The organism is Streptomyces sp. NPDC107517 (assembly GCF_055582645.1).
Genome location: NZ_JBVJPM010000002.1, coordinates 720533 through 733908, shown reverse-complemented (window position 1 = coordinate 733908; position 13376 = coordinate 720533). Strand labels below are relative to the sequence as shown.

Annotated in this window: 8 protein-coding genes; all 8 read right to left on the bottom strand. The window is 69.7% G+C overall.

Going from position 1 to position 13376, the window contains the following annotated elements:
* Window positions 1–7: 7 nt before the first annotated feature.
* The 8 genes from ACZ67T_RS07060 to ACZ67T_RS07025 all read right to left on the bottom strand — a co-directional run bounded on the left by ACZ67T_RS07060 (window position 8) and on the right by ACZ67T_RS07025 (window position 13356).
* Complete coding sequence (locus tag ACZ67T_RS07060; protein ID WP_469982042.1) at window positions 8–1264, bottom strand: cysteine desulfurase; 1257 nt, start codon at window positions 1262–1264, stop codon at window positions 8–10.
* Window positions 1261–2025 carry a Fe-S cluster assembly ATPase SufC gene (gene sufC, locus ACZ67T_RS07055; protein ID WP_100592409.1) on the bottom strand — a complete coding sequence of 255 codons (765 nt, stop codon included), beginning with the start codon at window positions 2023–2025 and terminating at the stop codon, window positions 1261–1263. Before sufC ends, ACZ67T_RS07060 begins: the two co-directional genes overlap by 4 nt.
* 7 nt (window positions 2026–2032) lie before the next feature.
* Window positions 2033–2365 (bottom strand): non-heme iron oxygenase ferredoxin subunit, encoded by a 333-nt coding sequence (locus tag ACZ67T_RS07050; protein ID WP_116502749.1) that lies wholly within the window; start codon window positions 2363–2365, stop codon window positions 2033–2035.
* Window positions 2365–3546 carry a Fe-S cluster assembly protein SufD gene (gene sufD / locus ACZ67T_RS07045; RefSeq protein ID WP_469982041.1) on the bottom strand — a complete coding sequence of 394 codons (1182 nt, stop codon included), beginning with the start codon at window positions 3544–3546 and terminating at the stop codon, window positions 2365–2367. Before sufD ends, ACZ67T_RS07050 begins: the two co-directional genes overlap by 1 nt.
* 60 nt (window positions 3547–3606) lie before the next feature.
* The gene (gene sufB, locus ACZ67T_RS07040) at window positions 3607–5031 is read right to left on the bottom strand and encodes a Fe-S cluster assembly protein SufB (RefSeq protein ID WP_227294060.1); all 1425 of its coding nucleotides are present in this window, start codon (window positions 5029–5031) and stop codon (window positions 3607–3609) included.
* Complete coding sequence (locus ACZ67T_RS07035) at window positions 5028–5789, bottom strand: helix-turn-helix transcriptional regulator (RefSeq protein WP_469982039.1); 762 nt, start codon at window positions 5787–5789, stop codon at window positions 5028–5030. The genes sufB and ACZ67T_RS07035 overlap by 4 nt, the downstream gene beginning before the upstream one ends.
* A 284-nt stretch (window positions 5790–6073) precedes the next feature.
* Window positions 6074–9658 (bottom strand): S8 family serine peptidase, encoded by a 3585-nt coding sequence (locus ACZ67T_RS07030; RefSeq protein ID WP_469982037.1) that lies wholly within the window; start codon window positions 9656–9658, stop codon window positions 6074–6076.
* 95 nt (window positions 9659–9753) lie between these two features.
* A complete protein-coding gene (locus ACZ67T_RS07025) occupies window positions 9754–13356 on the bottom strand; it encodes a S8 family serine peptidase (RefSeq protein ID WP_469982036.1) in 3603 nt (1200 codons plus the stop codon).
* Window positions 13357–13376: the final 20 nt, after the last annotated feature.

Here is a 13376-nt window from a genome sequence, read left to right as displayed (position 1 = left end):
CAGCCCCTCAGCCGAAGAAGTTCCGTACGTGCTCCAGGCCGTCGATCAGCGCGTCGATCTCGCCGGGCGTGGAGTACAGATAGAACGACGCCCGCGTGGTCGCAGGAATTCCGTAGCGGAGGCAGACGGGGCGGGCGCAGTGGTGACCCACGCGGACCGCGATGCCTTCCTCGTCCAGAACCTGGCCCACGTCGTGCGGGTGGATGTCACCGAGCGTGAACGAGATCGCGGCGCCGCGGTCCTCGGCCGTGGTGGGGCCGATGATCCGCAGGTCAGGGACCTCGAGGAGACGCTTCACCGCGTACTCGGTGATCGCGTGCTCATGCTGGGCGATCTTGTCCATGCCGATCGAGGTCAGGTAGTCCACGGCCGCGCCGAGGCCGACGGCCTGGGCGATCGGGGGCGTACCCGCCTCGAACTTGTGCGGCGCCGGCGCGTACGTCGACGAGTGCATGGAGACGGTCTCGATCATCTCGCCGCCGCCCAGGAAGGGCGGCAGGTCCTCGAGGAGCTCCTGGCGTCCCCACAGGACGCCGATGCCCGTCGGGCCGCACATCTTGTGGCCGGTGAAGGCCACGAAGTCGGCCTGCAGCGCCTGCACGTCGAGCGTCATGTGCGGGGCGGCCTGGGACGCGTCGATGAGGACGAGCGCGCCGACCTCCTGGGCGCGGCGCACGATGGCCTCGACCGGGTTGAGCGTGCCCAGGATGTTCGAGACGAGGACGAACGAGACGATCTTCGTCTTCTCGGTGATGATCTCGTCGATGTTGGAGAGGTCGAGGCGGCCGTCGTCGGTCAGCCCGAACCACCGCAGCTTCGCGCCGGTGCGCTGCGAGAGCAGCTGCCACGGCACGATGTTGGAGTGGTGCTCCATCTCCGTGATGACGATCTCGGTCTCGTGGTCCACGCGGTAGGGCTCATCGGCCCAGCCCAGCATGTTCGCCACGAGGTTGAGCGACTCGGAGGCGTTCTTGGTGAAGATGACCTCGTCGCGACTCGGCGCGTTGATGAAGGCCGCGACCTTGTCACGCGCACCTTCGTACAGCGCCGTGGCCTCCTCGGCGAGCACGTGCACGCCCCGGTGGACGTTGGCGTTGTGCTGCTCGTAGTACTCACTGAGCGTGTCGATGACCTGGCGCGGCGTCTGCGAGGTCGCCGCGTTGTCCAGGTACACGAGCTTCTTGCCGTCGTGAAGTACCCGGTCGAGGATCGGGAAGTCCTTGCGGATCGCCTCGGTGTCGAGGAGGCCCGGCAGCTGTGTCACGCGGATGCGCCGCCCTTCGTGTATGCCTCGTAGCCCTCGGCCTCGAGCTTGTCGGCGAGCTCGGGGCCGCCGGACTCGACGATCCTGCCCTGCGAGAAGACGTGGACGAAGTCCGGCTTGATGTAGCGCAGGATGCGCGTGTAGTGCGTGATCAGCAGGGTGCCGACCTCGCCGGTCTCGCGGACGCGGTTGACGCCCTCGGAGACCTGGCGCAGCGCGTCGACGTCGAGGCCGGAGTCGGTCTCGTCGAGGATCGCGATCTTCGGCTTGAGGAGCTCCATCTGGAGGATCTCGTGGCGCTTCTTCTCACCGCCGGAGAAGCCCTCGTTCACGTTGCGCTCGGCGAAGGCAGGGTCCATCTGGAGCTGCTCCATCGCGGTCTTGACCTCCTTGACCCACGTGCGCAGCTTGGGGGCCTCGCCGCGGATCGCGGTGGCCGAGGTGCGCAGGAAGTTGGAGACCGAGACGCCGGGGACCTCGACCGGGTACTGCATGGCGAGGAACATGCCGGCGCGGGCGCGCTCGTCGACGGACATCTCGAGGACGTCCTCGCCGTCGAGGGTGACGGTGCCCTGGGTGATCGTGTACTTGGGGTGACCCGCGATGGAGTAGGCGAGGGTCGACTTGCCGGAGCCGTTCGGGCCCATGATGGCGTGCGTCTCGCCCTGCTTCACGGTCAGGTCGACGCCCTTGAGGATCTCCTTGGTGGAGTTGTCGGCCTCGACGGTGACGTGCAGGTCCTTGATTTCAAGCGTTGCCATGGGTGCCTCAGGACTCCTGGGAGAGGGAGACGAGCACGTCGTCCCCTTCGATCTTTACGGGGTAAACGGGGACGGGGCGCGTCGCGGGAAGGCCGGACGGCTTACCGGTGCGGAGGTCGAACGCGGAGCCGTGCAGCCAGCACTCGATCTGGCAGTCCTCCACCTCGCCCTCGGAGAGCGACACGTTCGCGTGCGAGCAGATGTCGTTGATCGCGAACACCTCGCCCTCGGTGTAGACGACCGAGACCGGCGTGCCGTCGAGTTCCACCCGCTTCGGGGTGTCCTCCTCCAGCTCGCTCAATCCGCAGGCCCGGGTGAACCGGGCACGGTCGAAGGCCATCAGACGGAAGCCTCCAGCTCGGCCTCGATCTTGGCGAGCAGGCGCTCCTGGACGTCCGGCAGACCGATCTGCTGGACGAGCTCGGCGAAGAAGCCGCGGACCACGAGGCGGCGGGCCTCGTCGGCCGGGATACCGCGCGAGCGCAGGTAGAAGAGCTGCTCGTCGTCGAAGCGGCCGGTCGCCGAGGCGTGACCCGCGCCGACGATCTCGCCGGTCTCGATCTCCAGGTTCGGGACCGAGTCCACGCGGGCGCCGTCCGTCAGAACCAGGTTGCGGTTCATCTCGTACGTGTCGGTGCCCTCGGCGGTGGCCTCGATGAGGACGTCGCCGATCCACACGGCGTGGGCGTCCTGGCCCTGGAGCGCGCCCTTGTAGACCACGTTCGACTTGCAGTGCGGGGCGTCGTGGTCGACGAGGAGGCGGTGCTCCTGGTGCTGGCCCTTGTCGGTGAAGTACAGGCCGAGGAGCTCGGCCTCGCCGCCGGTGCCCGCGTAGTTGACGCGCGGGTGCAGGCGGACGACGTCACCGCCGAAGGTGACGACGACGGACTTGAAGGAGGCGTCGCGGCCGATGAGCGCGTTGTGCTGCGCGACGTGGACGGCCTTCTCGTCCCAGTCCTGGACGGAGACGACGGTCAGCTTGGCGCCGTCGCCCAGGATGTAGTCGACGTTGGCGGCGAGCACCGCGTCACCGGTGTGGTCGATGACCACGACGGCCTCGGCGAACGCGCCGAGCTCGATCACCTGGTGCGCGAAGGCGGTGCCGCCCTCGCCGTGCACGGCGATGCGGATGGGCTCGGCGAGCACCATCTCCTTGGGGACGGACACGACCGAGGCCTTCTCGAAGGACGAGAACGCCTGGGCGGCGATCCGGTCCACCGGCTTGCCGGCCTTGCCGACGCGGGCGTCTTCGCGCCCGACGGTCTCCTGGGTGACGCCCGCGGGGGCGCTCACCTCGACGCGCAGACCGCCCTGGGCGACCGCCGTCCCGTCGTGCAGGCCGCGCAGCCGCTCGAGCGGCGTGAACCGCCACTCCTCCTCACGGCCGTGCGGGACCGGGAAGTCCGCGACGTCGTAGGACGGGGGCGCGCTCATGCGCGTGGCGACGGTCGACTCTGCGGCCACCGCGATCGAGCCGGCGGTCGTGGATCCCGCCGCCGGGATGTTCTGAGCCTCAGCCATGGCTGTCGTAGTGCTCTCTTTCTCAGTTCAAGACGTGTGCTGACGGACGGGCTGTCGGCGTTAGCCGACGGCGCCTTCCATCTGCAGCTCGATCAGCCGGTTGAGCTCGAGGGCGTACTCCATCGGCAGCTCCTTGGCGATCGGCTCGACGAAGCCGCGCACGATCATCGCCATCGCCTCGAACTCCGTCATACCGCGGCTCATCAGGTAGAAGAGCTGGTCGTCGGAGACCTTGGAGACCGTCGCCTCGTGGCCCATGGACACGTCGTCCTCGCGGACGTCGACGTACGGGTACGTGTCGGAGCGGGAGATCGTGTCGACGAGCAGCGCGTCGCACAGCACGTTCGACTTGGAGCCGGCGGCACCCTCACCGATCTCGACCAGACCGCGGTACGAGGTACGGCCGCCGCCACGGGCCACCGACTTCGACACGATGTTGGAGGAGGTGTTGGGCGCCATGTGGACCATCTTGGAGCCGGCGTCCTGGTGCTGCCCCTCGCCGGCGAAGGCGATGGACAGGGTCTCGCCCTTGGCGTGCTCGCCCATCAGGTAGACGGCCGGGTACTTCATGGTGACCTTGGAGCCGATGTTGCCGTCGATCCACTCCATGGTCGCGCCCTCGTACGCCACGGCGCGCTTGGTGACCAGGTTGTAGACGTTGTTCGACCAGTTCTGGATGGTCGTGTAACGGCAGCGGGCGCCCTTCTTCACGATGATCTCGACCACCGCGGAGTGCAGGGAGTCCGACTGGTAGATCGGCGCCGTGCAGCCCTCGACGTAGTGGACGTAGGCGTCCTCGTCGACGATGATCAGCGTCCGCTCGAACTGGCCCATGTTCTCCGTGTTGATACGGAAGTAGGCCTGGAGCGGGATCTCGACGTGCACGCCCTTGGGGACGTAGATGAAGGATCCGCCGGACCAGACGGCCGTGTTCAGCGACGCGAACTTGTTGTCACCGACCGGGATGACCGTGCCGAAGTACTCCTTGAAGAGCTCCGGGTGCTCCTTCAGGGCCGTGTCGGTGTCCAGGAAGATGACGCCCTGCTCCTCCAGGTCCTCACGGATCTGGTGGTAGACGACCTCGGACTCGTACTGCGCCGCGACACCGGCGACGAGGCGCTGCTTCTCCGCCTCGGGGATGCCGAGCTTGTCGTACGTGTTCTTGATGTCCTCGGGCAGGTCCTCCCAGGACTGGGCCTGCTTCTCGGTGGACCGCACGAAGTACTTGATGTTGTCGAAGTCGATGCCCGACAGGTCCGAGCCCCAGTTCGGCATGGGCTTCTTGTCGAAGAGGCGCAGGCCCTTGAGGCGCAGCTTGGTCATCCACTCCGGCTCGGACTTCTTGGCCGAGATGTCGCGGACGACGTCCTCGTTGATGCCGCGCTTGGCAGAGGCACCGGCGGCGTCGGAGTCGGCCCAGCCGTATTCGTACTTGCCCAGACCCTCGAGCTCGGGGTGGGCAGTCTCCTCGATAGGGAGCGTCATGCGGGGTTCCTCCCGGCGGTGCTTGCAGATGCGTTTGTGTCGTTTTTTGGGGCGGTGGTCTTGGGTGCGATCTTCGGGATGAAGGTCGTGCACACCCCGTCGCCGTGGGCGATGGTGGCCAGCCGCTGCACATGTGTGCCGAGCAGCTGGGAGAAGATCTCGGTCTCCGCCTCGCACAGCTGGGGAAACTGCTCGGCGACGTGTGCGACCGGGCAGTGGTGCTGACACAGCTGCTCGCCGACCGGTGCGCTTCGCGCCGTAGCAGCGTACCCGTCGGCGCTCAGGGCCTTGGCAAGGGCTTCCGTGCGCTCCTCGGGGGCTGCGGACTCGACGGCCGCCCGGTAGGCGCCGGCCTGCTCGGCGATCCTGGCCCGGGCGAAGGCGACGACGGCGTCCTCGCCGCCCTCGCGCTGCGCGATCCAGCGCAGGGCGTCCGCGGCGAGCTTGTCGTACGACTGGTCGAAGGCGTCCCGGCCGCAGTCCGTCAGGGCGAACACCTTGGCGGGACGGCCACGCGTACGGGCTCCGTAGATCTTCTGTTCACGTGCTTCGACGACCTCGTCGGCGGCCAGCGCGTCGAGATGGCGGCGCACGGCGGCCTGGGTGAGACCGAGGCGGCCGGCCAGATCGGCGACGGTGGACGGGCCGTGGTCCAGGATGGAGCGGGCGACCCGGTTGCGCGTCGAACGCTCACCGGTCGCGATCTCCTCCTGCGGGGCCCCCTGGGGAGCCTCCTGAGCCTCGCCGACGTATTTCACAACGCCATTGTTGCGTAATTCGTCAAGGCCTGACAAGCGGGGTCCTGGATGATCTCCGGTGCCCTACATCACTTAGGCATACCTAAGATGACCTGCGGAAACGATCTTTGATCGATCAGTTCGGCGGGCACCACCACGCCCGGCCAGGGAAAACGCGGACCTGCCCGCACCCCCTCCCACCGGCCCGTCTGTCACCCTCACCGGCCGCGCCGCCTGCCTCCGCCCGGGTGAACGCGGACGGGCCCGCCCCCGGCCGGGGCGGGCCCGTGGTGAGCTGCGGATGATCAGGGCAGGTCGGGCCGCTGGGTCACCCGGATCGAGTTGAGCAGGCTGGTGCCGGTGACCGACGACAGGCCCACGTTCAGCTGGCCGTCGGTCACCTTGACCGTGAAGGTCTTGGACAGGGCCGTGCGGACACCGCCCGACTCCAGGGCGATGTCCACGTCGGAGACCTTCTCGGCGCCCTCCGCCGTCACGTCGAAGACCCGGTGGCCCGGCTTCATCGCGGCGGGCTCGGCGAAGCCCAGCTCCACCTGGTAGGTGCCGTTCGGGACGGCGTCGAAGCGGTACTCGCCCGCGCCCTGGCGGCCCGAGCGCAGCAGCTGCTGCTCCTGGAAGGTGCTGGAGCCCGCGATGTCCTTGCGCGTGTAGGTGAGGGCGGTGCCGTCACCTACGTAGCCGTACGAGCCGGCCGCGTAGGGCAGGTCCTGGGACCAGGTGTCGCCCAGGGCGTCGACGGAGGTCGTGTCGGCGCCGACGTCGACCCCGGTCCGGTAGGCCGGGACGATCACCTTCAGCGGCAGCGAGATCGTCGGCGTACGGGCGCTCTCGCTCGTGATCACGAGCGTGCCGGTGAGCACTGTGCCGGGCTTGGCCTGCGCGGTGTCGAACGTCAGCGTGACCTGCTGCCGGCCGCCGGTGCCGAGGCTGCCCGAGGCCGGGGTGGCCTTCAGCCAGGACGCACCGTTCTTCTCGGCGACCGTGTACGCGGTCGGGGCCCCGGTGTTCGTCAGGGTGAGGGTGCGTTCGCGCTGCTCCCCCACCGGCAGCACGAGCTGCCAGCCGACGCTGTTGTCGGCCGAGACGGCTCCGGTGCGCAGCGCCGTCTCGGTGCGCAGTGCGGTGAGACTGTCCAGCTCGGCGGTGCGGCTGGCGGCCGTGTAGTGCGGCGCCGTGACCTTGACCGTGTGGTTCGCCGCGGCGGCCACCGGAATCTGTGTCAGGTACGCGCCGTCGGTCCGGGTGGTGACGGTGGCCAGGGTCGTGGTGCCGCGGGCGACGGTGACGGTGGCGCCGGCCACCGGCTGGGTGTCGTTGGCGTCGGTCACGGTGCCGGAGACGACGGCGTGGCCCTCGGGCCGGAACTCCAGCGACATGCCGTCGCGCAGTGAGCGCTCGTTGAAGGAGTACAGCAGGGCGTCGGTGCCGTCGTGGTTCTCGGCGCCGATGGTGGCGCCGGTGCCCAGCTCGTAGTCCCGGTCGCCGCCCGCCTCCAGGCCCTTGTAGTGGAACGAGTACGTGCCATCCTCGTTGAGGGTGGCGGCGAAGCTGACGCGCCGCGAAGTGTCCCGGGCGAGCAGCATGTCGCGCCATTCCACGACGTACGCGCGGTGCGGGGCCGTGCCGCGCACCGCGGTGTACACGCCGGAGGAGGCGTCCATCGCGAGCTGGTCCCAGAACGGGTAGAGCGCGCCGTTGGCTGCGCCCGTGCTCGGCAGTGCGCCGTTGTCTCCGAGCCAGAGCGTGCTGAAGATCAGCTCACCGTCGCGGGAGACCCAGCCCTTGTCGTACGTACGGCCGTACAGGGCGACCGGGAACGGCAGGGTGACGGCGGAGTACGCGCTGGTCGGTCCGCCGATGCCGAGCTTGGTGTCGCCGGTCGGGAACGCGTCCCCGGTCTGCCGGCACGTCGTGCCGAAGGCGTCCCGGCGGCTGGTGAGGCTGACGTTCTTGGTGGCGGATCCCTCGGCCACGACGACGGTCACACCGACCGCGGCCGCGCAGTGGTTGAGCGGGGTCAGGTCGAGCTGGTAGCTGCCGACCGGCAGGCTCAGCGTGTAGCCGCCGCCGGCACCGGTGGTGGCGCGGACCGGAGTGCCCATCACCTTGATCGCGACGTCGGCCTCGGCGCCGGAGGCGCTGCTCACGGTGCCGCTGAGGGTGCCGGTGGGGGCGGTGGTGAGCGCGGCGTCGTGGGTGGCGGTGCCGCCGTCGGTGATCGTGACGCTCGCCTCGTCACCGACGTACCCGAACTTGCTGACGGACACCTTGTAGTCGCCCGCGACCAGGCGCGGGAAGGCGTACGTGCCGTCCTTCTTCGTGGTCAGCGACGCGTGCATGGGCCCGTCGACGGAGACCTGGACGTCGGCGGCCGGGGCGCCGTCGGTGGTGACGGTGCCGGTGAGCGTGCCGACGTTCTGGCGCGGTGCGGCGCCGACCGCGGCGTACGCGTCGAGCCGGCCCTCGCCGTAGATGTTGTTGAACGCCGCGGTACCGCCGCAGGAGGTGGCGTCGACATCGATCGCCGACTTGTTCAGGAGGTCCTCGGTGGCGGCGACGTCACCGCGCAGCGACGGCGCGGCCGACCACACGAGGGCCACGGTGGCCGCGGTGTGCGGCGAGGCCATCGACGTACCGGACTTGGCCGCGTAGCCGCCGCCGGGCGCCGCTGAGCGGACGTTCACGCCGGGCGCGGAGATGTTCGGCTTGACGGTGCCGTTCACGCCGGGGCCGCGCGAGGAGAAGTCAGCGATCTTGTCGTTGCTGTCGAAGGCACCCGAGGCGTACGTGTTGGTGTACGCGCCGGGCGAGCCCGCGGTGTCGCAGGTCGGGCCGCTGTTGCCGTTGGAGAACGCCGGGAAGATGCCCGCGTCCCTCCACGCCTGCACCATCGTCTGGTACCAGGTGTCGAGGGAGTCGGAGCCCCACGAGTTGTTGATGACGTCGGGCGCGAGATCGGGGCGCGGGTTGTCACCGTCGGCGTCGGTCGGGGCGAGCATCCACTGACCGGCGGCGAGCAGCGCGTCGCGCGGGCAGTTCTCGGTGGTGCAGGCCTTGGCCGCTATCCATGTGGCCCCGGGCGCGACGCCGATCCGGTTGCCGCTGCCGTCGTCACCGACCATCGTGCCCATGGTGTGGGTGCCGTGTCCCTGGTCGTCGCAGGGTGCGCTGCCGGTGCAACTCCCCGTGGCGTCGAACCAGTTGTAGGCGTGGTCGTACGCGCCGTCGGCCTTCAGGCCCCGGTAGCTCGCGGCGAGCGCCGGGTGCCGGTAGTCGACGCCGGTGTCGATGCTGCCGATGACGACGCCCTCGCCGCGCACCCCGTACTCGTCCCAGACCTTGGGGGCGCCGATCCGGTCGACGTTCCATTCGACGCCGTCGACCTTCGCCTCCTGGGTGCCGTTGAGCGGCTCCGGCAGCTTGATCGGGTCGTCGGACTGGATCGACGCGACGTCGGAACGGGCGGCGATCTTCTCGGCGAGGGCCTTGCTGCCGGTGACCTTGACGGTGTTGCTGATCCAGAACGACTCGTAGGACGCGTCGGCCTGCTTCAGCAGCGTCTTGAGGCCCGCCTGGGCGCTCTTGGCGTGTGCGGTCTTCGCCTTGAGGACGGCGCGGTCCCTGGCGGTCTTGCCGGTGGCCTTCTTCGCCGCGGAGGTGTCGGCCTCCGAGTCGAGCTGCACCCAGAACGAGACACGGTCGTCGTGGGCGAAGTCCTTGAGCAGGGCGCTGTCCGCCTTGCTGTGCAGGGCGGCGGTCGGCGCGGGGTCGGCCGCGGCGGCCGGCAGCGCGCCCAGGAAGGGCACGCCGACGGCGGTGGCCAGCGCGGTGGCGAGCACACCTCGCCATCGGGGTCTGCGTCGGATCACTTCGAGCTCCTCTTCTCGCCGGGCGGCCGTGACCGGCCGCCCGGGTGCGCGCCGCGGCGCGCGAAAGCAGATGGGTGACGGGCGGTGCAGGGGTGTCAGCTGCTCAGATCCGGCCGCTGGGTGACGCGCAGGGCGCCCACGAGCGTCTTCTCGGCGCCGACGGCGACCAGGCGCAGGTTCAGCTGCCCGTCGGTGACCTGGACCGTGAACGTCTTCGCCAGGGCCCGGTAGCTGCCGCCGGTCTCCTTGACGATGTCGACGTCGGGCAGCTTCACGGCGCCCTCGGCCATCACGTCGACGACCCGCTGGCCGGCCGCCACCTTGCCGAGTTCGGCGAGGTCCAGGTCGACCTGGTAGACACCGTCCGGCACGCCGTCGAAGCGGTACTCGACTGCACCCTCGCGGGCGGTGCGGTACAGCTTCTGGTCGGCGGTGTTCTCGATGGCGTTGGTCGTCGACAGCTTCGCCGACTGGCCGACGTACCCGTACGAACCGGCCACGTACTTCAGGTCGGGGCCCCAGGTGTCGCCGTCGTGGTCGACGAACGCCTTGGCCGCGCCCGTGTCGAGCGCCGCCTGGTAGGTGGGCACGATCACGGTCACCGGCACCTTGATCTCCGGGGCCCGGCCGCTCTCGGACGCCACGACGACACTGCCCTTGAGGACGGTGCCGGGCGCGACGCCCGCCGTGTCGAAGGTCAGCTTCACCTGCTGCTGGCCGTTCTTGGCGAGGTTCCCGGCGGCCGGGTCGGCGCCGAACCAGCCCGCGCCGCCCGCCTCCTCGACCGTGTAGTCGGCCGCCGCACCGGTGTTGGCGAGGGTGACGGTGCGCTGCCGCGTCTGGTCGGCCGGAACGACCAGCGTCATCGCCGACTTGGGGGTGACCGCGACCAGACCGGTGGCGAGTGCGGCGTCCGCGCGCTCGGCGGCACCGGCGGCGAGGGTGACGGTGCGGGTGTCGGCCGTGTAGTGCGCGGCGGACACCGCGACGGTGCAGTCGGAGGAGTTGGCCTTCTCCGTGGCCGGGACCTGGACCAGATAGCTGCCGTCGGCGCCGGTGGTGCCGGTGGCGACCTGCTCGCCGTCGCGGGTGACGGTGACGGCGGCGCCCTCGACGGCCTTCTTGTCGTTGGCGTCGGTCACGGTGCCGGTGAGGGCGGCGCTGCGCCCGGGCCGGAACTCGATGGCCATGCCGTCGGTGACGGCGGCCTTGTTGAGGGAGTACTGGAAGGCGTCGGAGCCGTCCGCGTTCTCCGCGCCGATGGTGGCGCCGAGGCCGCGCGCGTAGGTGTGGCCCGTCAGGTTCTTGTAGTGGAAGGAGTACGTGCCGTCCTCACCGATGACGGCGGAGAAGTCGAGCTTCTGGGTGCGGGCGGTGCTCGTCACCGCGTTGCGCCACTCCACGACGACCTCGCGGTGCGGGGCGGTGCCGCGGGTCGACCAGTAGACGGCCCCGCCGGTCGTTGCGAGCTGGAGGTCGTCCCAGAAGGGGTACAGCGAGCCGTTGGGGAGTCCGGTGTAGGGCAGCGATCGGTTCGCGGAGACACCGACGTTCTGCTCGAAGGAGAGATAGCCCTCGACGTCCGCCTGGGCCGAGCGGTACGTCTTGCCGTACAGCGCTACGGGGAACGGGAACTTGACGGTGGCGCTGCCCTGGTACGGGCTGCTCATGCTGAGCTTGGTGTCACCGGTCGGGAAGGCGGTGTCCTTCGTCGTACGGCAGGTCGTACCGAAGTGGTCGCTGCGACTGGGCAGCGTGAGGTCCTTGGTGTTGGCACCCCCCGTGAGCTCGACGGCGAACGCGGCGACGTCGGCGCACGGCGAGACCGGCGTGATCGTCAACTGGTAGCTGCCCGCCGGAAGTTCGAGCGAGTAGCTGCCGTCGGCGCCGGAGGTCGCGGTGACCGGGGACCCGGACACCTCGATCTTCGCCCCGGCCTCCCGGTCGTCCGCGGTGCGCAGGGTGCCGCTGAGGGTGGCGGTCGGCGCGACGTCGATGGAGAGGTCGCGGGTCGCGGTCGCGCCCTCGGTGACGGTGGCGGTCGAGGAGCCGGGCGTGTAGCCGTACTTGGAGACCTTCACCTGGTAGTCGCCGACCATCAGCTTCGGCAGCTTGTACGTGCCGTCGTCACCGGTGGTGGCGGTGGCGAACATCGGGCCACGGAGTTCGACGGTGGCGCCGGCCAGCGGGTCGCCGCCGGTCGTGACGGTGCCGGTCAGGCCGCCGAGCGGGCCGCGCGGGGTGGCGGAGACCGCCGCGTACGCGTCGAGCCTGCCCTCGCCCCAGACGTTGTTGTTGCCCGCGGTGCCACCGCAGGTCCGGTCGTCGGTGTCGATCGCCGTCTCGTCCAGGAGCCGTTCGGTGGCCGCGACGTCGCCGCGGATCGCCGGGGACACCGACCACATCAGGGCGACGGTGGCCGCGGTGTGCGGCGAGGCCATCGACGTACCGGACATGACGGCGTAGCCGCCGCCGGGCGCGGCCGAGCGGATGTCGACGCCGGGCGCCGCGATGTCCGGCTTGACCACGCCGTTCTCACCGGAGCCGCGCGAGGAGAAGTACGCGATCTTGCCGGAGCTGTCGAAGGCGCCGGAGGCGTAGGAGTTCGTGTACGCGCCGGGCGAGCCGGCGGTGGCGCAGTTGGGGCCCGCGTTGCCGTTGGAGAACGCCGGGAAGATGCCCGCGTCCTGCCACGCCTGGACCATCGACTTGTACCAGGTGTCGATGACGTCGGCGCCCCACGAGTTGTTCACCACGTCGGGGGCGAGTTCGGGGCGCGGGTTCTGGCCGAGGTGGTCGGTGGGTGCGAGGATCCACTGGCCCGCGGCGAGCAGTGCCTCCTCGGGGCAGCCGGCGGGCGTACAGGCCTTCGCGGCCATCCACGTGGCGCCGGGAGCGACGCCGATCTGGTCGCCGTCGCCGTCGTCGCCGACCATGGTGCCCATGGTGTGGGTGCCGTGCCCGTGGTCGTCGCAGGGCACGTCGCCGGTGCAACTCGCCGTGGCGTCGAACCAGTTGTAGTCGTGGTCGTACGTGCCGTCGGACTTCAGGCCCCGGTACTTGCTCATCAGAGTCGGGTGCAGGTAGTCGACACCGGTGTCGATGCTGCCGATGACGATGCCCTCGCCTCGCACGCCCAGGTCGTTCCAGACCTTGGGCACGTTGATGGCGTCGAGGCTCCACTCGACGCCGTCGACCTGCGCCTCCTTGGTGCCCTTGAGGGTGGCGGGCAGCTTCAGGACCTTGTCGGCGTCGATCGAGGCGACCTCGGGCCGGGCGGCTATCTGCTGGGCGAGCGCCTTGTCACCCGTCACCTTGATCGTGTTGCTGATCCAGAACGACTCGTAGTGCGCGCCGGACTTCTTCAGCAGCGCCTTGAGGCCCGCCTGGGCCTTGTCGGCGTGCTCGGTCTTGGCCTTGAGGACGGCCCGGTCCTTGTCGTTCTTCTTCCTGGCCTTCCTGGCGGCCGAGGTGTCGGCCTCCGAGTCGAGCCGGACCCAGAAGGTGCTGGTGTCGTCCTTGTCGAGCTTGTCGAGCTGCTGGACGACCTTGGTCTCGGCCTTGGACTCCAGTACGGACTCCGCGGACGGTGCCGGGCCTGCGGCGGCCGGCACCGCCTGCAGCAGCGGCACCCCCATCGCCACGGTGAGCGCGGCGGCGAACAGGCCTCTCCGACGCCGCGGTTGGGACGGTCTCACGTAGAACTCTCCTTCGAAAA